The following is an 18,480-nucleotide window of genomic DNA, read 5'->3' on the forward strand; positions in this document are numbered from 1 at the left end:
TCGTGTCGACGCAAGCGATTGAAAAGACGCTGATCGTGCTCATCTCGAATCCCCTGGGCCGAAGGGGTATGCAGGACAGCAAAAAGGGTTACAATCGAGGCATAACCCGAAAGAGCAAGGAGCGTGCCATGCAAGTCAACATCACCGGCCATCATGTGGAACTGACCGACGCCCTGCGTGACTATGTGCAAGAAAAGCTCGCCCGCGTGGAACGCCACTACGACAACATAACCACTGTACAGGTCACCCTCTCGGTTGAGAAAGAGCGCCAGCAGGCGGCCTGCACCCTGCATGCTGCCGGTGCCGACCTCCATGCCGAAGCCATGGAAAACGACATGTACGCTGCCATCGATGCCCTGGCCGACAAGATCGACCGTCAACTGGTCAAGCACAAGGAAAAGGCCCAGGCCCGCGCCCAGGGCGCCGGCGCCCGCTGATCTATCATGACACTGGACGCCATCCTGCCCCCCGAGCGCACCCTCTTCGATGTGCCCGGGGGAAGCAAGAAGCGGGTGCTGGAGTTCTTCAGCACCTTCATCGCCCAGAATACGCCCAGCCTCGACAGTCAAGAGGTCTTCAGCCGACTGATCGGACGCGAGAGGCTGGGCAGTACCGGCATCGGCAACGGGGTCGCCATTCCCCATGCCCGCAACCCCCACTGCAAGGCTCCCATCGCCGGCTTTCTGAAGCTGACTGAGCCGGTGGACTTCGACGCCATCGATGGGGAGCCGGTCGATCTGGTCTTCATGCTGCTGGTGCCGGAGGAAGCCGACGAGGCCCACTTGGCCCTGCTCGGCCAGGTAGCCGGCGTGATGAACGATGCCGACACGCGGACCAAGCTGCGCCACAGCACTAGCCAGCGCGAACTTCATGAGTATCTCATGGAAGCGATCCGACGACAGTCCTCGGCCGGCAGCCAGGGAGGCTGACGCCTTCATTCTCGGGCCTGCCCGGCCGCCCCATGACCAGGAGACCCGCATGCAGCTTGTGATCATTAGTGGTCGGTCCGGCTCCGGCAAGTCGATCGCGCTGCAGGCGCTGGAAGACCTGGGCTTTTACGCCATCGACAACCTTCCGGCAATGCTGCTCGGTCCACTCGTCGATGAGCTCCAGGAAGACCACTCTCTACGCTCTTCGATCGCCGTCAGCATCGATGCTCGCAATTTGCCCGAGGCCCTGGAACGCTTTCCCGAACTGCTCGAAGAATTGCGTGACCGCCAGGTCGACTATCAGGTGGTCTATCTGACCACCGACGCACGCGTTCTTCTGGAACGCTACTCCCAGACCCGTCGCCGACATCCCCTGACGCGCGGTAGCGACATGACGCTCGCCGAGGCGATCGATACCGAGGAACAGTCGCTCTCTGAAATCCGCGACCTCGCAGACCTGGTGATCGACACCACGCGTCTCTCGGTACACGAGCTCCGGGGACGCATCACCGACCAGGTCGCAGGCCACCGAGCCGAGCGGATGACCCTTACTGTGGAGTCCTTCGGCTTCAAACGCGGGGTGCCACTCGACGCTGACATCGTCTTCGATGCCCGCTGCCTGCCCAATCCCTACTGGGATCCGGCGCTGCGCGATGCCACGGGGCGCGACCCCAGCATCATCGCCTTCCTCGCCGGCTATCCGATCGTCGGCGAGATGCTCGACGACATTCTCGCCTGGGTGGAACGTTGGCTACCACACTACCAGGCCAGTCAGCGTAGCTACCTGACCGTGGCCATCGGCTGCACCGGCGGCCAGCACCGCTCGGTCTACCTGGCCACGCGTCTGGCCGACCAGCTGGCGAGCCGTCATGACGCCGTGCGACTGCGCCATCGTGAACTGGGGGTGCAGCTCACTCTACCCGACGGCCAGGAACTGGCCGGGAACAAACCCGCGCAGGAAGGAACCTGAAGCGTGCCGAGTCGCAAGCTGACCCTGAACAATCGGCGCGGCCTGCATGCCCGCGCCGCCACCAAGCTGGTGCAGTGCTGCCAGCCTTACGATGCCAAGGTCACTGTATGCCGCGGTGAGCAGCAGGCCGACGCCGACAATATCATGTCGCTGCTGATCCTTGCCGCTCCCTGCGGCACCGAGCTCGAGGTCTGCACCGAAGGCAAGGACTCCGAAGCGGCGATGGAAGCCATCGAGGCGCTCTTCGAGGCACGCTTCGAGGAAGACGGCTAACGCCGTCAGTCGCCTGCTACCATCATCTCGTCGACCAGCCAGCTGCCGGTATGGATGCTGCCGCGGGTATCGGTATCGTCTCCGACGCCGACCAGGCCCTGGAACATCGTCTCCAGATTGCCGGCGATGGTGAACTCCTCCACCGGGTGCTGGATCTTGCCGTCCTCGACCCAGAAGCCGGCAGCACCACGAGAGTAGTCGCCTGTCACGCCGTTGACCCCCTGCCCCATCAGCTCGGTGACCAGAACGCCACGCCCCATGCGAGCGAGCAGCGCCTCGCGGCTCTCCAAGGGGGCCGTAAGGCGCAGGTTGCGCGCCCCCCCGGCATTGCCGGTGGTCTCGAGACCCAGCCGCCGGGCGCTATAGGCCGAGAGCATGTAGCTGGCGAGACGGCCATCGCGAATGAAGACATTGTCACGGGTCTGCACGCCGTCGCCGTCGAACGGTGAGCTTGCCATGGCGCCGAGCTCCATGGGGCGCTCGCCGAGGCTGAACCAGGCGGGGAAGAGCGGGTCGTTCAGTCGTTCGCAGAGGAAGGAGGCCTGGCGATAGAGGGCCCCCCCGGCGATCGCCCCCATCAGGTGGCCGACCAGGCCGCTGGCGAGGGTCGGATCGAAGAGCACCGGCATCCGCCCGGTGGCCGGGCGCCGGGCACCGAGGCGTTGCAGGGTACGGCGGGCGGCACTCTCGCCTATCGCCTCGGCAGCCGCCAGGTCGTGGGGTGCGCGGGCGCTGGTGTAGTCGTAGTCGCGCTGCATGCCGTTCTGATCCTCGGCAATCAGCATGCAGGAGAGCGAGTGACGGCTGCCGCACTGGCTGCCCAGGAAGCCATGGCTGTTGGCATAGACGCGCACGCCCTCACCGCTGGAGAGGCTGGCGCCGTCCGAGCTCTTGATGCCCGCCATGCCACGACCGGCCGACTCGCAGCGCAGCGCCAGATCGGTGGCCTCGTCGATGGAAAGCGGCCAGGGATGGTGGACGTCGAGATCCGGCAGCTCGGTGGCCATGAGTCGCGCATCGGCCAGGCCCGAGGCCGGATCCTCGCCGGTATGGCGGGCGATCGCCAAGGCCTTCTCCACCACGGCACGCACCGAGGCCTCGCCGGCGTCGCTGGAGGAGGCGCTGCCCTTGCGCTGCCCCACATAGACGGTCACGGCGATCCCCTGGTCCCGGGACAGCTCGACCGTTTCCACCTCGCCCTCGCGAACACTGACGCCGACGCCCTGGTCGACGCTGGCCCCCACCTCGCAGGCATCGGCACCAAGCCGACGGGCCAGCTCCAGGGCCATCCGGGCGCGACTCTCCAGCAGTGTCTGCTGCGCGGCGGCATCGAAAGCCTGTGTCATGAACGTCTCTCCTCACTCGGCCGGCCATTGGACCGGCCCTATCGATGGTGCATTGTCCAGCCCCGTGCTGCGGGCTGATATACTGGTGCGCAATTCGATCCCGACTGAAGTGGAACCGGCATGACCCAGGATGAACTCTCCTCACCGGCCGACGAGCGGCCCAGCAAGTCCCAGCTCAAGCGCGAGATGCAGGCCCTGCAGCAGCTCGGCGAGCAGATCATCGCCATGAGCGATGCCCAGCGCATCCGTTTCCCGCTCTCCGACGACCTGCTGCGTGCCATCAAGGAGACGAGCCGCATCAAGGCCCGCGAGGCCCGCCGGCGCCACATGCAGTACGTCGGCAAGCTGATGCGCGGCGAGGACCTCGATGGCATCCAGGCGGTGTTCGACGAGATCGACAACGAGACGCTGCGTCGTGACCATGCCTTTCACCGCCTGGAAGGTTGGCGAGACCGGCTGATCGCCGAGGGCGACGAGGCCGTGGAGGCCTTCGTCAGCGAGTTTCCCGAAGTCGACCGCCAGGCCCTGCGCCAGCTGATCCGCAATGCCCGCCACGAGCGGGAGCAGGGCAAGCCCCCGACCAACGCCCGCCGGCTGTTCCGGCTCATACGCGACACCGCCGGCCTCTGAGCTCGAAGCCGTAAGCCGTAAGCCGTAAGCGAAGAAAATCCCATCAACCAATTGATGGACAATGGGTTTTTTATAGCTTCAAGCTTGCAGCTTATAGCTCCCCGAAGGGGTCAGGACTGCGTCCCGCCCACGGTCAGCTCGTCGAGCTTGAGCGTCGGCTGGCCCACGCCCACCGGTACGCCCTGCCCTTCCTTGCCGCAGACGCCGATGCCGGTGTCGAGCTCCATATCGTGGCCGATCATCGAAACCCGGCCCATGGCCTCGGGGCCGTTGCCGATCAGGGTCGCGCCCTTCACCGGCGCGGTGATCCGGCCATCCTCGATCAGATAGGCTTCGCTGGCCGAGAAGACGAACTTGCCGGAGGTGATGTCCACCTGGCCGCCGCCGAAGCTCACCGCATAGATGCCACGCGTCACGCTCTTCAGGATGTCTGCCGGATCATCTTGGCCGGCACGCATGTAGGTATTGGTCATGCGCGGCATCGGTAGGTGGGCGAAAGACTCGCGCCGCGCGTTGCCGGTCGGGGCCATGCCCATCAGCCGCGCATTGACCTTGTCCTGCATGTAGCCGGTCAGGATGCCGTCCTCGATCAGGGTGGTGCTCTGACCCGGGGTACCTTCGTCGTCGACGCTCAACGAGCCGCGCCGGTCGGCGAGGGTGGCATCGTCGACCACGGTGACGCCGCGCGAGGCGACCCGCTCGCCGATCCGCCCGGCGAAGGCCGAGCTGCCCTTGCGGTTGAAATCCCCTTCCAGGCCGTGGCCCACCGCTTCATGGAGCAGGATGCCCGGCCAACCCGGCCCCAGCACCACCGGCATCTGGCCGGCCGGCGCGTCGACGGCCTCCAGGTTGACCAGCGCCTGCCGCACCGCCTCCTTGGCATAGCGCTCGGCGACGTTCTCGTCGCGCAGCCGCTGCATGGCATAGCGGCCGCCTCCGCCTGCGCTGCCACGCTCCCGGCGTCCATTGCGTACCGCGATCACGCTGACGTTGAAGCGCACCAGCGGACGGATGTCCGCCGCCAGGGTGCCATCACTGGCACGCACCAACACCACCTCGTGGACGCCGGTGAGCGAGGCGCTGACCTGCGCCACCGAGGGGTCCGCCGCCCGAGCCACCCTATCGGCGAGCTTGAGCATGGCGATCTTGTCCTCGGCGGAGAGGCCGGTGAGTGGATCGATGCCGGCATAGCGGGCCTGGCTGGTCATGGCCACGCCTGGCGCCACCCCCAGTCGATCACCGTGGCGCACGATACCGGCGGCGGTGCGCCCTGTCTCGGCCAGGGCATCTCCGGTGATCTGATTGGAGTAGGCGAAACCGGTCTTCTCGCCGGCCAGGGCGCGTACCCCGACCCCACCGTCGATGTTGTAACTGGCCTCCTTGACCTCGCCGTCTTCAAGAACCCAGCCCTCATGCCAGCTGCGCTGGAAGTAGAGGTCGGCATAGTCGATGCCCGGGCCCATGGCATGGCCAAGCCCGTCATCCAGGGCCGCGAGGTCTAGGCCGCCGGGCGTCAGGAGTACAGCGGTAGCCTCGTCGAGCATGGCGTGAGTCTGTGATGTCATTCGGCACTTTCCAGAGAGATCCGCGGCGAGGTCCAGGGACCCTGCACGCGATAGTGGATTCGAGTCACACGGTCGATGGCGTCACCGAACAGCTTGTCGGCAAGAAAAAGCGCACCGCCCACCACGGGGGCGCCGGCCAGCACCGCCGCCAACGGCAGGTTGCTGCTCACCGGCACTGTGACGGCCAGGCGCTGGTCGAGTTCCCGTCGCGCAAGGTCGACGCTGCCGTCCAGGGTGAAGCGGGTCGCCGGCCCCTCGATCTCCACCGGACCGCGGGTTTCCAGCACTCCACCATACAGGGTAGCGGCACCCGTGACACGATCGAAGGCGGTCCCCTGGCCGGTGACATCGGAGAAATCGAGCCGCAGCCGGCGCAGCAGGTTGTCGACGTTGAGCAGGCCGACGACCCGCGCCGAGGGCGACTCGATATTGACGAAGCGCCCGTCGCGCAGCGCCACCTCGAGACTACCCCGGGAGCGGGCAAGGGCGAACTGCCAGGGTGCCCCCGGCCAGGCCAGCTGGCTCTTGACCCGGGTATCGGCGCTGCGCACGGACACCGGCTGGCCCAGTGCAATCAGGGCAGTGCCCAGGTCCCTGCCATCCAGGTCGAGCCGCGCTCGGGTCAGACTGTCACCGGCCCCGCTCGCCTCCCAGACCATGTTGCCATGGACACTGATCTCGCCCAGCGTCAAGCCCAGGGGATCGACCACCAGCCGGTCGGCCGACGACCGCCAGCGCCCGCTGAAGGGGCCGAAGCGCTGCCCCTGCCAAGAGATATCGGCGATTCTGAGCCGGCCATCGGGCACGGCTTCCAGACCCTCCGGCAGGGGCGCCGCTTCGGGAGGCACATCGAGCTCATCCAGAAGCCGGCCGCTACTGCTGACAGGCGGTACCAGCGCGTCAAGTGACAACCGCTCCAGCATGATATCCAGGGGATTTGCCTCGCTGGGCCGATACGACAAGCGCCCACTGGTCAGACTGCCGTCCAGCGTCAGCACCCAGCCACCGCCGCGATTTCCTCCTTCCACGGCCAGCGAGCCCAGGCAGCGTGAATCTACCTGCAGGCAGTCGGTTCGGATGGCCAGCGACGAGAGTGCCGCCGAGGAAGTGCTGTCTCCCCGCCCGCGTCCCTGCGGGATCAACGGCGACAGCGCGCTTGCCCATTCGGCGACCGGCAGACGCGGCTGGTAGGCCGTGAGACTCCAGCCGGGCTCACGCGGCCAGGCATCTGGCCGGGCACCCAGCCATGCCTGCCCCTGCCCCGAGGCGCCACCGGCGAGCTCCCGCCAACGCAGGCCCAGCTGGTCGCCCAGGCGACCATCGAGACTGCCTTCGGCGAGGTCGAAGGTCAGCTGCAGGGGCAGGCGTGTCTCTCGGGACTTGCCTAGTGGCCCCGGCAAGGCGATGGCCAGCCCCTCCAGGCTACTGTCGAGGCGTAGCGAGGTGCTCCCATCGCCGGTCGCCAAGCGGCCGCGCCAGGGCAGCTGGCCCTGTATTAGGGCGTCCAGGCCCGGCATGCCGCTCCACTCAGCGATGGCCTGAGCCCCGGCCGTGCCGGCCAGGTCGAGCCCCCCGCCGAGGGTGTCGATCTCGATGCTCACGGGCCCGCCCAGCAGTCGCCCGGCCAGGCGCCCTTCCAGGCCGCCTTGCTCACCGCGCTGACGCCAGGCGAGGGGGCCCTGGAAGCCACGGAATACCAGCTGCAAGGGAACATGAACGAGTCTTGGAAAATCCGCCTCGGTCTCGATGTCCAGTGACAGGGAACCGGGCTCGCCCAGCGTCAGGGCCAGGTCCAGACTACCGGCTGCCAGGCCCTCGGCCTGCCAATCCTCCACTGCCGCCATGCCCTCGACGGGCAGCGCCAAAAGATAGCGGCGCAACGCCTCGGCGGAGGCCTCGAGCCCACTGCTGACCTCGAGCTGCTCGTCTGCCAGACGCACCTCTGCATCACGGGCCTCGATCCCCAGGCTCTCGGCACGGTCCACCTCCGCTGTCAGCGTCCCGTCGGCCATCCGCAGCCGCCCGCTTACGCCCTCCAGGGCCGGCCAATCGGGCGCGAAAGGCAGGCGTCCCTCCTTTACCTCCAGGGCCAGTTCCAGGGTCGGCTCGACACGCTCGCCCTCTCGGTTCAGGGGCACATGAAGACGCAGCGAGCCCTTCGGCACCCGGCCGGCCACCCCGCCGGCCAGCCAGTCGGTTATCTCTGGCCCCAGCACCCCCTCCGGCAGCCAGTCGACCAGCGGTGTTTCGATGGCATCCACGTCGCGGAAATCGAGCTGGAGTCCGAAACCCCCGCGTTGGCTTCCGCCCACCGAGAGACCGAAGCCTCCCTCGATCCGGGCCCCGTTCCAGTCGACCTCGAGCTCGCGACCGCTGACGAAGCTGCGCGGGCCATCATAGGCCCAGTTGATCACGCCGCTGGCGCGGGAGAGTGCCATGGGGGAGCCGAAGACGCGTGGAAAGTGCAGACGGCTGTCACGACCGACGAACTCGACGTGACCCTTGAGGTCCCGCGAGGTCACCCAGACGTCCAGGGGTCCGCCCCCGGGAGCATTCTGCCAGGGGGACACCGCCACCCCGGTAGCCGATGCCCGGGCGATCCAGTCACCGCCCTCCCGACCCAGTCCCAGGCCGGTAACCTGGCCACGCGGATCCAGACTATCGATCACCCGCGCCAGAGCCTCGGGTAGCGGTAGCCGGTCGCGCCAGGCGGCCAGGGCGCCGAGATCAAACTCGCTGGTATTTAGCCACCAGCCGTCATCGCGGCTGCGGGCATGCCAATACTGTGGCACGGCCGGCCCTGTGACCGTTTCTTCGCCATTCCCTTCGGGGCGTGCCCAATCGGCACTGTGTGCATCTCCCTCGAGCCAAGCCTGCCAGCCCGACGCCTCACGCAGCCATTGGCCGCGGGCCGTCACCCGATTGAGCACGATGGCCGGAGGTGACACCTGATCGGTAAGCGATTCAGGCTGGCTAAGGGCCACCAAGGGTGCATCGACATCGAGGCGCAGGTCGGCCAGGCGGCCAGCATTCCAGCGGCCCCACAGGCGCGCCTCGCCGCTGGCGGCCTCCAGGCGCAGGGCGTCGCCATAGCCCAGCACCTCGGAAAGCCCCAGCAGGCTGTCGAGGCGCATCTCGGCCTGCAGGGCCGCGCTGAAGTCATCCAGCCCGGAGGGCCCGGGGAACAGCTCCATCACCGCCCGGATGGCCTGCTCCGGCCGCCCTTCCACCAGTACCTCGCCCTCCAGGCGGGTACGGCGCGCATCCCCCGTCATCACCAAGCGTGGCGCCTTGAGCACGGCGCGCTCCTTGCGGCCATGCAACACCAGACTAAGCTGCTCGACCCAGGCACTCTGGCGCAGCAGCATGCCAACCCAGAAATCAAGACGGTTGAGATCGAAGGCTGTCTCGGGAACCAGCTCGGGAGGAATCTCCGCAGGGGCCGGCCAGTGCCAGCGTCCAGCCTCATCCTGGTAGAGGTGCACGGTCACGCCCTGCACCCGGGCATCGGCCACCAGGGGAACGCCGGCGGCCAGGCTGGCGAGGCTGTCCAGGCGCAGCTGCGCCTGCTCCACCTCAAGCAGTGGGAAATGTCCCAACCCCTCACGGGAGCGGATCAGCAGACCATCGATGGCAAGATGCGGATCCAGCCGCTGCAGGCCGGCCGTAATCTCGTCCAGCTCTACCACCGCATTGAAACGCGCCGAGAGCAGCCGCTCCAGTCGCGGCGCCTGCTCCTCGAGCAACATCGGCAGCAGGCGCAGCACCAGGGTCAGCACCGCCAACAGCGCCAGCAGCAGCGCCACCAGGGTCAACAGCCAGCGAGAAACAAACCGGGTCAGGGACATGGGCTCACATCAGCACGATGTCGTACTGCTCCTGGGAGTAGTGGGCCTCCACCTGGAAGCGAATCGGCTTGCCGATGAAGGTCTCGAGGTCCGCCACCGCGGTGGACTCCTCGTCGAGCAGCCGATCCACCACCGCCTGGGAGGCCAGCACGGTATAGGTTTCAGCGCTGTAGGCCCGATCCTCGCGCAGGATCTCGCGGAAGATCTCGTAGCAGACCGATTCCGGCGTCTTCAGGGTGCCTCGGCCCGCACAGGTCGGACAGGCCTCGCACAGCGTCTGTTCGAGGCTCTCCCGGGTTCGCTTGCGGGTCAGCTGTACCAGGCCCAGCTCGGTGACCCCGGTGCACTTGGTCTTGGCATGATCGCGCTCCAGCGATTTCTCGAGCATGCGCAGCACCTGGCGTTGGTGCTCTGGGTCGTCCATGTCGATGAAGTCGATGATGATGATGCCCCCGAGGTTGCGCAGCCTCAGTTGCCGGGCGATGGCAGTGGCTGCCTCGAGGTTGGTCTTGAAGATCGTCTCCTCGAGGTTGCGGTGCCCAACGAAGCCGCCGGTGTTGACGTCGATAGTTGTCATGGCCTCGGTGGGATCGATGACCAGGTACCCCCCCGACTTGAGCTGCACCTTGCGTCCCAGCGCCTTCTGGATTTCGTCCTCGACGCTGAACAGGTCAAAGATCGGCCGCTCGCCGGCATAGTGCTCGATGCGCTCCACAGCCGTGGGCATGAACTCCTGGGCGAACTCGATCAACCTGACGTAGTTCTCGCGGGAGTCGATGCGCACCTTCTCGATGTCGTCGCGCATCACGTCACGCAGAGTGCGCATGAACAAGGGGAGATCATCGTAGATCACGCTGGGAGCTGGTGCCGTCATCCTGCGCTCGCTGACCCGACGCCACAGACGCAGCAGGAAGTGCATGTCGGCGGCCAGCTCCTCGATGCCAACGGCCTCGGCGGCGGTGCGCACGATGAAGCCGCCGCTCACCTCCAGTTGCTGCTCGGTACCGGCCGCCTCTATCAGACCGCGCAGCCGCTCGCGCTCCATCTCGTCCTCGATCCGCTGGGAGACCCCATGGTGGGACGAGTCGGGCATGTAGACCAGGTAGCGAGAGGGCACCGAGAGATGAGTGGTCAGGCGCGCGCCCTTGGAGCCAATCGGGTCCTTGGTCACCTGCACCACCAGGGCCTGTCCCTCGTGGAGCAGCTGAGCGATGGAAACCTGCTCCTCGGCAGGAGTGCCGGAGGGCATCACCTCATGGGCGTGAATGAAGGCGGCGCGGTCCAGGCCGATGTCGACGAAGGCAGCCTGCATACCCGGCAGTACGCGTACCACCTTGCCCTTGTAGATATTACCGACGATGCCACGACGTTGAGCCCGTTCGATGAAGGCCTCCTGCAGCACGCCATTTTCCACCACCGCGACACGGGTCTCCATCGGCGTCAGGTTGATGAGTACTTCACCGCTCATGCGGAAATCCTTGTCCAGAAAGGTCTGCCGCCATTATGACATAGGCTCGATCGGGAGCGCCCCGTTCCAGACCGGCACGCCCTGCCGGGCAAGCAGGTCGGCGGTCTCGTAAAGCGGCAGCCCCACCACCGCCGAGTGACTGCCCTCGATATGTTCGACGAACACCGCCGCCAGGCCCTGGATGGCATAGCCACCGGCCTTGTCCGCCGGCTCGCCGGTAGCCCAGTAGGCGGCAAGCTCGGTATCGGTAATTGCCCGCATGAAGACGCGGGTGGTAACGCAGACCGTCTGCAGCCCGGCGGGGCCAGTTACCGCCACCCCGGTAAGTACCTGATGCTCGCGCCCCGACAGCGAACGCAGCATGGCCGCGGCCTGGTCGCGCCCCACCGGCTTGCCGAGGATCGCGCCGTCGCACACCACGGCGGTATCCGATCCAAGGGCAGGAAGTGCTGACAGGCCGGCACCGGCGAGTGCCTTCTCCCGGGCCAGACGCTCAACATAGTCATGAGCGGTTTCGCTGGACCGTGGCGTCTCGTCGATATCCACGGGGCGCACCTTCACCCCCACGCCGATCGAGGCGAGCAGTTCACGGCGGCGCGGTGAGGCCGATGCCAGGCACAGCACGGGGTCGAGGGTCATGACGGCTCCAGAGTGGGTGGCACGAGGGTCAGTCTCGGGAAAGGCGGCGTCCCAGTGCCTGGAACAGTGTGGTGAGCCAGGGCCAGAGAACCGCCCCGATCAGCGCTGAGAGCAGGAAGGAAAGGTGCATCGAAAAGGGGCCGAACAGCGCCCTGAGCCACTGCTCGGCCAACTGCACCAGGCCCAGCAGCACGAAGATCAGCACCGCCTGCTGGACCAGCGAATACGCCCGGAAGCGCGCGTAAACCATCGCGCAAAGGAAGGCCAGCAGCGACAGCAGCAGGGCATTCTGCCCCAGCGGTGCGCCCTCGATGAGATCCAGCAGCAGGCCCAGCACGAAGCCATGGAAGACACCGACGCGCAGCGGCTCGCGCATGCACCAGTAGATCAGCATCAGACCCAACCAATCGGGTCGCCACACCTGCCAGCCATCAGCCAGCGGCATCACCTGCAGGCACAAGGCCAGCAACAGCGTGAACCAGATCCACAACAGGTTGGCGGGCGGGGAAGTCGCCATCAGCGCGTCTCCTCGGTGGCCGCCGCCGTGCCGATACGACGCGCTGCCTCGAGGGCCGGAGCAGCCAGTTCGCCCTCGGGAGGCGCGGCGGGCGGAGCCGGTGGAAACAGCAGCAGGAAGTGTCGGGAGCGCTGAAGCTGCGCCACCGGCGCGGCGGTGACCCGGGCGAAGGGCTGGCCCGGATCGTGAACCACCGCCGAGACTCGGGCCACCGGATAGCCAGGCGGAAAGCGTTCCCCCAGGCCCGAGGTGGTCAACAGGTCACCCTTGCGGATGTCGGCCGTGTCGGGCACATGCCTGACGTTGAGGGCGTCGTAGCTGCCCGTACCCTGAACGACGAAACGCAGGCCGTTGCGATTGACCTGCACTGGCAGGGCATGACTGGCGTCGGCCAGCAGCAACACCCGGCTGGAATAGGCCGAGGTGGCCGTGATCTGACCCACCAGCCCTGCGGCGTCAAGCACCGGCTGGCCGACGTAGACACCATCCCTACGACCACGGTCAATCACCATCTGATGGGTGAAGGGGTCGGGATCGAGCGAGAGCAGTTCGGCGGTGATATAGGGCATCTCGCGCTGCGGCGTCGCCGCGAGCAGCTCCCGCAGCCGCACGTTCTCGGCAGTCAGGCTAGCCATGCGCTGAACACGGTGCGACAGCGTCAGGATCTGCTCGCGTAACCGGCGGTTCTCGTCCAGCAGAGCTCGCTGTTCGGAAAGTGCCAGCGAAGCCCAGTTGAGGACATCGCTGGGCACGCTGACCAGCCACTGGATAGGCGCCACCAGGGTGGATAGCTGAGCCCGAACGGGCTCCATGCGGGTGAAGCGCGTATCGGCGAACATCAGGGCCGAGGCCAGGATAACGCACAGCAGCAGTCGATAGCCCGGCAACGGTCCATGCGAGAACAGCGGCTTGATAGGGCGTCCCCCCGAGTCAGTCGCTGGACAGCAGCTCGAAGGTGTGCTGGTCGATCATTTCCAGGGCCTTGCCGCCACCCCGGGCCACGCAGGTCAGCGGGTCCTCGGCGACGATCACCGGCAGGCCGGTCTCCTCGGCGATCAACTTGTCGAGATCGCGCAGCAGCGCCCCGCCGCCGGTCAGCACCAGACCACGCTCGGCGATGTCCGAGGCCAGCTCCGGCGGCGACTGCTCGAGGGCACTCTTCACCGCAGCGACGATGGAGCCCAGGGTTTCCTGGAGAGCGTCGAGAATCTCGTGGGAATTGAGCGTGAAGCTACGCGGGATGCCTTCGGCCAGATTGCGGCCGCGCACATCGATCTCGCGCAGCTCGCCACCCGGATAGGCGCAGCCGATCTCCTCCTTGATACGCTCGGCGGTGGCCTCGCCAATCAGGCTGCCATAGTGGCGGCGCACATAGGCGGTGATCGCCTCGTCGAAGCGGTCACCGCCTACACGGATGGACTCCGAATAGACCACGCCGTTGAGCGAAATGATGGCAATCTCGCTGGTGCCGCCACCGATGTCGACGACCATCGAGCCCTGAGCCTCCTCCACCGGCAGGCCGGCACCGATGGCGGCCGCCATCGGCTCCTCGATCAGGAACACTTCACGGGCCCCTGCGCCCTCGGCAGACTCCTTGATGGCACGTCGCTCGACCTGGGTCGACATGCAGGGCACGCAGACCAGCACGCGAGGGCTTGGCGTCAAGAAAGTGCTCTGGTGCACCTTGCGAATGAAGTACTGCAGCATCTGCTCGGTGACAGTGAAGTCGGCGATCACGCCATCCTTCATCGGACGAATGGCGGTGATGTTACCGGGAGTCCGGCCCAGCATGCGCTTGGCATCGGCGCCCACCGCGGCCACGCTGCGCATGTTGCCGGACTGGCGAATCGCCACCACCGACGGCTCATCGAGCACGATGCCGCGACCGCGAACATAGATCAGCGTATTGGCCGTCCCCAGATCGATCGATAGATCGCTGGAAAACAGCCCCCTCAAGCGTTTGAACATGGAGTCGTTACCTAGTGCAGTCCGGGAACCCAGTGCGGATGCAAACGGTATCACCGCGGCCCCCCTGCGGCAAGCAAAGTCCCCCGGCTCGCGGCACTTCTAGACCTGCCAGCGAGGCGGAGGATGTGGTACCTTCTGCGGTCTTTTCCATGCTCCCACTCGCTGTCGAGGACATCCGATCATGGCGCTTGAACACGCAGACGTTCTCAGGGCCGCCCACCTGGCCCGACTCGGCCTGGACGACGACGAGGCCGCTCACTATCTGGACGACCTGGGCCGCATCCTGGCAATGGTCGATCAGCTCCAGACCCTGGACACCGAAGGGGTCGCGCCGCTGGCCCACCCCCTGGAAACCACCCAGCAGCTGCGCGTCGACGAGATCACCGAAACCGACCAGCGCGACCGCTTCCAGCGCTGCGCCCCGGCGGTGGAACAGGGTCTCTACCTGGTCCCGCGGGTCGTCGAATGATCCGTGCCACTTACAACCGTTTCCGGCAAGCCATCACGGAGCCCAGGGCCCATGCATGACAAGACTCTGACGGAACTCGCCGCCGGCCTGGCCAGCGGCGAGTTCTCCAGCCGCGAGCTCACCCAGGCATTTCTCGAGCGCATCGACCGTCTCGACGGCGACCTCAACAGCTTCATTACAGTGACCGCCGAGCAAGCCCTGGCTGCTGCCGACCAGGCCGATACCGCCCGCGCCGCCGGCAACGCCGGCCCGCTGACCGGCGTGCCCCTGGCGATCAAGGACCTGTTCTGCACCGCTGGTGTCAAGACAAGCGCCGGCTCGAAGATGCTCGACAATTTCGTCGCTCCCTATGATGCCACCGTGGTCGATAAGCTTGCCGCCGCCGGCGGCGTTAGCCTGGGCAAGACCAACATGGACGAGTTCGCCATGGGCTCCTCCAACGAGAACAGCTTCTATGGCCCGGTGAAGAATCCCTGGGACCCTGCCGCCGTGCCGGGCGGCAGCTCCGGTGGCAGCGCCGCCGCGGTGGCCGCAGGCCTGGTGCCTGCCGCCATGGGCACCGACACCGGCGGCTCGATCCGTCAGCCGGCCGCCTTCTGCGGCATCACGGGTCTCAAGCCCACCTACGGCCGGGTCTCGCGCTACGGCATCATCGCCTACGCCTCCAGCCTCGACCAGGCCGGCCCCCTGGCCCGCACCGCCGAGGACTGCGCCCACCTGCTCGGCGCCATCGCCGGCCACGACCTGCGCGACTCTACCAGCGTGGCCCGTGGCGTGCCCGACTATACCCAGGAGCTCGACACGCCCCTGGCCGGGCTGAAGATCGGCCTGCCCCGGGAGTACTTCGGCGACGGCCTCGACCCCGCGGTGGAAGGCGCCGTGCGAGAAGCGGTCAAGGTCTATGAATCGCTCGGCGCCACGGTGCGCGAGATCAGCCTGCCGCATACCCACTACGCCATCCCGGCCTATTACGTCATCGCCCCGGCAGAGGCCTCGTCCAACCTGGCGCGCTACGACGGGGTGCGCTTCGGCCACCGCTGCAACGCCCCGGAGGACCTGACGGACCTCTACAAGCGCTCGCGCGCCGAGGGGTTCGGTGAGGAGGTCAAGCGGCGCATCCTGATGGGCACCCACACCCTCTCCGAGGGCTTCTTCGATGCCTACTACAAGAAGGCCCAGCAGGTTCGCCGGCTGATACGCCAGGACTTCCTGGATGCCTTCGACGAGGTCGACGTGCTGATGGGTCCGGCCTCGCCAACCCCGGCCTTCGATCTGGGCGCCAAGAAGGATCCGGTTTCCATGTACCTGCAGGACATCTACACCATCGCCATCAACCTGGCGGGCATCCCTGGCATCAGCGTGCCGGCCGGCTTCTCCGGTGGCCGCCCGGTGGGCCTGCAGATACTTGGCACCCATTTCGCCGAGGCGCGGCTGCTCAACGTCGCCCACCAGTTCCAGCAGGCCACCGACTGGCACCAGCGTCGTCCTGCGCTTGCCGAGGAGACTCTCTGATGCAATGGGAAACCGTGATCGGGCTGGAGGTCCACGTCCAGCTCGCCACCCGATCGAAGATCTTCTCCGGCGCTTCCACCGCCTTCGGCGCCGACCCCAACAGCCAGGCCTGCGCCGTCGACCTGGGGCTGCCCGGCGTACTGCCGGTGCTCAACGAGGCCGCGGTGGCCATGGCCGTGCAGTTCGGGTTGGGGATTCACGCCGAGATCCCCGAAATCTCGGTGTTCGACCGCAAGAACTACTTCTATCCGGATCTGCCCAAGGGCTACCAGACCAGCCAGATGTATCACCCCATCGTCGGCCCCGGCGAAGTTGAAATCGCCCTGGAGGACGGCGAGACCAAGCGCATCCGCGTGCACCATGCCCACCTCGAGGAGGATGCCGGCAAGTCGCTCCATGAGGATTTTCATGGCATGACCGGCATCGATCTCAACCGCGCCGGCACCCCGCTGCTGGAGATCGTTTCCGAGCCGGACATGCGCTCGGCGAAGGAGGCCGCGGCCTACCTCAAGGCGATTCACTCGATCGTGACGTATCTCGGGATTTCAGACGGCAACATGGCAGAGGGCTCGATGCGCTGCGACGTCAACGTCTCGGTCCGCCCCCGGGGTCAGGCAAGCTTCGGCACCCGCGCCGAGATCAAGAACGTCAACTCCTTCCGTTTCGTCGAGCGCGCCATCGCCTTCGAGGTGGAGCGCCAGATCGAGCTGCTGGAGGACGGCGGCGAGGTGGTCCAGGAAACCCGCCTCTTCGACCCGGAGCGCGACGAGACACGCAGCATGCGTACCAAGGAGCAGGCCAACGACTACCGCTACTTCCCCTGCCCCGACCTGCTGCCGGTGGTGCTCGACAGGGCCTATGTCGATCACCTGCGCGACAACCTGCCGGAGCTGCCCGACGAGAAGCGCGCACGCTTCCAGAACGCGCTAGGCCTCTCCGCCTACGACGCCGGTGTGCTCTCGGCCAGCCGCGAGATGGCCGAATACTTCGAGGCGGTCAACGAGGTCTGCGGCGATGCCAAACTGGCCGCCAACTGGGTACAGGGCGAGCTCTCCGGCGCCCTGAACCGCGAGGGCCTGCCAATCCAGAACAGCCCGGTCTCGGCGACCCAGCTCGGCGAGCTGGTCGCCCGGGTGAAGGATGACACCATCAACGGCAAGGCCGCCAAGGAGGTCTTCCAGGCGCTGTGGCACGGCGAGGGTGCGAGTGCCGACGAGGTGATCGAGGCCAAGGGGCTCAAGCAGGTCACCGACACCGGCGCCATCGAGGCGATGATCGACCAGGTCATCGCCGACAGTCCCGCCCAGGTGGCCCAGTACCGCGATGCCGAGCCCGACAAGCGCGGCAAGATGATCGGCTACTTCGTCGGCCAGGTAATGAAGGCATCGCGGGGCACCGCCAACCCGCAGCAGGTCAATGCCCTGCTGAAAGAGAAGCTCGACGCGCTGTGCTGAGCCCGCGTTGAGGGTAGGAGGACCGGATGTCGGATGATGTTGGTGCGCGACTGCGCGCCCTTCGCACCCTGAAAGGCATCTCCCAGCGTGAGCTGGCCAAGCGCTGCGGGGTCACCCACTCTAGCCTATCGCTGATCGAGCAGGGCAAGGTCAGCCCCTCGGTCAGCTCGCTGAAGAAGATCCTCGACGCCATTCCCATGAGCGTCGGGGACTTCTTCACCATGGACCTGGAGAATGGCCGGCGGGTGTTCTATTCGACCGAGGAACTGGCCGACGTGGGCTCGGGCGACGTCATCTACAAGCTGGTGGGCGCCGATCGCCGCGATCGCGCCCTGGGCTTCATGATCGAGACCTACCCGCCGGGAGCCGACACCGGCCGCGAGATGATCGCCCATCAGGGCGAGGAGGCCGGCGTGGTGCTGGAGGGCGAGATCGAGATCACCATCGGCGCCGATACGCGGCGACTCGGCCCGGGCGAAGCCTACTACTTCGACACCAAGGTTCCCCACCGCTTCCGCAACCCCGGCAGCGAAGCCTGCCGTCTGGTCAGTTGCGCCACTCCGGCGCGGGCGTTCTGACCCGTCCCTCAGGACACCTTCAGCTTCTCGATCTCCTCGCGCAGCGCCTCCGCCTCCTCGGTGAGCGACGCGTTGGCGCGCATGTCGCCGTTGCGGGCGGCCAGCATGGCCTGCTCGAGCTTCTGCTCGTAGGCCTTCTGCAGCTTCTTGGTGGGATCACTCTTGAGAAATCCAAACATGGTCAAGGCTCCTGGGGGAAAACATCCCTGAAGGTTACTCGCCTCGACGGAAAAAAGCTATGCAATAGCTGTACAGTTATAAATACCAGTACATGAAAGCGGCGAGGCCGGCACCCCGGGGTGCCGGCCTCGCCG

18 protein-coding genes are annotated in these 18,480 nt (G+C 66.5%); 9 read left to right on the forward strand and 9 right to left on the reverse strand.

The features are described 5' to 3' along the window. The first annotated feature begins 128 nt into the window (after positions 1 to 128). The 4 genes from hpf to U5L98_RS12415 are packed head-to-tail and all read left to right on the forward strand — an operon-like array spanning position 129 to position 2,172. Complete coding sequence (gene hpf, locus U5L98_RS12400) at positions 129 to 437, forward strand: ribosome hibernation-promoting factor, HPF/YfiA family (RefSeq protein ID WP_322558593.1); 309 nt, start codon at positions 129 to 131, stop codon at positions 435 to 437. A 6-nt stretch (positions 438 to 443) separates the two neighbouring features. After that, on the forward strand, positions 444 to 929 hold the full coding sequence (gene ptsN / locus U5L98_RS12405; RefSeq protein ID WP_322558594.1) for a PTS IIA-like nitrogen regulatory protein PtsN: 486 nt from the start codon (positions 444 to 446) through the stop codon (positions 927 to 929). A 49-nt stretch (positions 930 to 978) separates the two neighbouring features. Next, on the forward strand, positions 979 to 1,899 hold the full coding sequence (gene rapZ, locus U5L98_RS12410) for an RNase adapter RapZ (protein WP_322558595.1): 921 nt from the start codon (positions 979 to 981) through the stop codon (positions 1,897 to 1,899). A gap of 3 nt (positions 1,900 to 1,902) precedes the next feature. Further along, positions 1,903 to 2,172, forward strand: coding sequence for an HPr family phosphocarrier protein (locus U5L98_RS12415; protein ID WP_322558596.1), 270 nt, complete (start codon positions 1,903 to 1,905; stop codon positions 2,170 to 2,172). A gap of 5 nt (positions 2,173 to 2,177) precedes the next feature. Here U5L98_RS12415 and pmbA read toward each other — a convergent pair whose 3' ends face one another. Beyond that, complete coding sequence (gene pmbA, locus U5L98_RS12420) at positions 2,178 to 3,518, reverse strand: metalloprotease PmbA (RefSeq protein ID WP_322558597.1); 1,341 nt, start codon at positions 3,516 to 3,518, stop codon at positions 2,178 to 2,180. Between the two features lie 120 nt (positions 3,519 to 3,638). On the opposite strand from pmbA, the gene yjgA reads away from it, so the two are divergent. Then, on the forward strand, positions 3,639 to 4,148 hold the full coding sequence (gene yjgA / locus U5L98_RS12425) for a ribosome biogenesis factor YjgA (protein WP_322558598.1): 510 nt from the start codon (positions 3,639 to 3,641) through the stop codon (positions 4,146 to 4,148). Positions 4,149 to 4,258: 110 nt separating this feature from the next. On the opposite strand, the gene tldD is transcribed toward yjgA, so the two are convergent. From tldD to U5L98_RS12460, 7 genes are read right to left on the reverse strand one after another with little or no spacing between them, the layout of a single operon-like run. Then, positions 4,259 to 5,713, reverse strand: a complete 1,455-nt coding sequence (tldD, locus tag U5L98_RS12430) for a metalloprotease TldD (protein ID WP_322558599.1) — start codon at positions 5,711 to 5,713, stop codon at positions 4,259 to 4,261. Continuing rightward, a complete protein-coding gene (locus U5L98_RS12435; protein ID WP_322558600.1) occupies positions 5,710 to 9,561 on the reverse strand; it encodes a YhdP family protein in 3,852 nt (1,283 codons plus the stop codon). Before U5L98_RS12435 ends, tldD begins: the two co-directional genes overlap by 4 nt. 4 nt (positions 9,562 to 9,565) lie before the next feature. Beyond that, positions 9,566 to 11,029 (reverse strand): ribonuclease G, encoded by a 1,464-nt coding sequence (gene rng, locus U5L98_RS12440; RefSeq protein WP_322558601.1) that lies wholly within the window; start codon positions 11,027 to 11,029, stop codon positions 9,566 to 9,568. A 33-nt stretch (positions 11,030 to 11,062) separates the two neighbouring features. Further along, positions 11,063 to 11,668 (reverse strand): Maf family protein, encoded by a 606-nt coding sequence (locus U5L98_RS12445; protein ID WP_322558602.1) that lies wholly within the window; start codon positions 11,666 to 11,668, stop codon positions 11,063 to 11,065. 28 nt (positions 11,669 to 11,696) lie between these two features. Next, on the reverse strand, positions 11,697 to 12,185 hold the full coding sequence (gene mreD / locus U5L98_RS12450; RefSeq protein ID WP_322558603.1) for a rod shape-determining protein MreD: 489 nt from the start codon (positions 12,183 to 12,185) through the stop codon (positions 11,697 to 11,699). Then, positions 12,185 to 13,072, reverse strand: a complete 888-nt coding sequence (gene mreC / locus U5L98_RS12455) for a rod shape-determining protein MreC (RefSeq protein ID WP_416208242.1) — start codon at positions 13,070 to 13,072, stop codon at positions 12,185 to 12,187. The genes mreD and mreC overlap by 1 nt, the downstream gene beginning before the upstream one ends. 43 nt (positions 13,073 to 13,115) lie before the next feature. Beyond that, complete coding sequence (locus U5L98_RS12460; RefSeq protein WP_040187615.1) at positions 13,116 to 14,153, reverse strand: rod shape-determining protein; 1,038 nt, start codon at positions 14,151 to 14,153, stop codon at positions 13,116 to 13,118. 181 nt (positions 14,154 to 14,334) lie between these two features. On the opposite strand from U5L98_RS12460, the gene gatC reads away from it, so the two are divergent. From gatC to U5L98_RS12480, 4 genes are read left to right on the forward strand one after another with little or no spacing between them, the layout of a single operon-like run. Beyond that, on the forward strand, positions 14,335 to 14,622 hold the full coding sequence (gene gatC / locus U5L98_RS12465; RefSeq protein WP_322558604.1) for an Asp-tRNA(Asn)/Glu-tRNA(Gln) amidotransferase subunit GatC: 288 nt from the start codon (positions 14,335 to 14,337) through the stop codon (positions 14,620 to 14,622). Between the two features lie 51 nt (positions 14,623 to 14,673). After that, positions 14,674 to 16,134, forward strand: coding sequence for an Asp-tRNA(Asn)/Glu-tRNA(Gln) amidotransferase subunit GatA (gene gatA / locus U5L98_RS12470; RefSeq protein WP_322558605.1), 1,461 nt, complete (start codon positions 14,674 to 14,676; stop codon positions 16,132 to 16,134). Further along, positions 16,134 to 17,588, forward strand: coding sequence for an Asp-tRNA(Asn)/Glu-tRNA(Gln) amidotransferase subunit GatB (gene gatB / locus U5L98_RS12475; RefSeq protein ID WP_322558606.1), 1,455 nt, complete (start codon positions 16,134 to 16,136; stop codon positions 17,586 to 17,588). The genes gatA and gatB overlap by 1 nt, the downstream gene beginning before the upstream one ends. Before the next feature lie 26 nt (positions 17,589 to 17,614). Then, positions 17,615 to 18,166: a cupin domain-containing protein gene (locus tag U5L98_RS12480; protein WP_322558607.1), complete on the forward strand. Its 552-nt coding sequence runs from the start codon at positions 17,615 to 17,617 to the stop codon at positions 18,164 to 18,166. A gap of 8 nt (positions 18,167 to 18,174) precedes the next feature. On the opposite strand, the gene U5L98_RS12485 is transcribed toward U5L98_RS12480, so the two are convergent. Beyond that, the gene (locus U5L98_RS12485; RefSeq protein ID WP_322558608.1) at positions 18,175 to 18,345 is read right to left on the reverse strand and encodes a DUF6435 family protein; all 171 of its coding nucleotides are present in this window, start codon (positions 18,343 to 18,345) and stop codon (positions 18,175 to 18,177) included. Between the last annotated feature and the right edge of the window lie 135 nt (positions 18,346 to 18,480).

Source organism: Halomonas sp., assembly GCF_034520545.1.
Lineage (GTDB): Bacteria > Pseudomonadota > Gammaproteobacteria > Pseudomonadales > Halomonadaceae > Halomonas.

Excerpts from the sequence above, each read along its gene's own strand:
- hpf (WP_322558593.1), top strand. The coding sequence starts at position 129 with ATGCAAGTCAACATCACCGGCCATCATGTGGAACTGACCGACGCCCTG.
- ptsN (WP_322558594.1), top strand. The coding sequence starts at position 444 with ATGACACTGGACGCCATCCTGCCCCCCGAGCGCACCCTCTTCGATGTG.
- rapZ (WP_322558595.1), top strand. The coding sequence starts at position 979 with ATGCAGCTTGTGATCATTAGTGGTCGGTCCGGCTCCGGCAAGTCGATC.
- pmbA (WP_322558597.1), bottom strand. The coding sequence starts at position 3,518 with ATGACACAGGCTTTCGATGCCGCCGCGCAGCAGACACTGCTGGAGAGT.
- yjgA (WP_322558598.1), top strand. The coding sequence starts at position 3,639 with ATGACCCAGGATGAACTCTCCTCACCGGCCGACGAGCGGCCCAGCAAG.
- tldD (WP_322558599.1), bottom strand. The coding sequence starts at position 5,713 with ATGACATCACAGACTCACGCCATGCTCGACGAGGCTACCGCTGTACTC.
- U5L98_RS12435 (WP_322558600.1), bottom strand. The coding sequence starts at position 9,561 with ATGTCCCTGACCCGGTTTGTTTCTCGCTGGCTGTTGACCCTGGTGGCG.
- rng (WP_322558601.1), bottom strand. The coding sequence starts at position 11,029 with ATGAGCGGTGAAGTACTCATCAACCTGACGCCGATGGAGACCCGTGTC.
- U5L98_RS12445 (WP_322558602.1), bottom strand. The coding sequence starts at position 11,668 with ATGACCCTCGACCCCGTGCTGTGCCTGGCATCGGCCTCACCGCGCCGC.
- mreD (WP_322558603.1), bottom strand. The coding sequence starts at position 12,185 with ATGGCGACTTCCCCGCCCGCCAACCTGTTGTGGATCTGGTTCACGCTG.
- U5L98_RS12460 (WP_040187615.1), bottom strand. The coding sequence starts at position 14,153 with ATGTTCAAACGCTTGAGGGGGCTGTTTTCCAGCGATCTATCGATCGAT.
- gatC (WP_322558604.1), top strand. The coding sequence starts at position 14,335 with ATGGCGCTTGAACACGCAGACGTTCTCAGGGCCGCCCACCTGGCCCGA.
- gatA (WP_322558605.1), top strand. The coding sequence starts at position 14,674 with ATGCATGACAAGACTCTGACGGAACTCGCCGCCGGCCTGGCCAGCGGC.
- gatB (WP_322558606.1), top strand. The coding sequence starts at position 16,134 with ATGCAATGGGAAACCGTGATCGGGCTGGAGGTCCACGTCCAGCTCGCC.
- U5L98_RS12480 (WP_322558607.1), top strand. The coding sequence starts at position 17,615 with ATGTCGGATGATGTTGGTGCGCGACTGCGCGCCCTTCGCACCCTGAAA.
- U5L98_RS12485 (WP_322558608.1), bottom strand. The coding sequence starts at position 18,345 with ATGTTTGGATTTCTCAAGAGTGATCCCACCAAGAAGCTGCAGAAGGCC.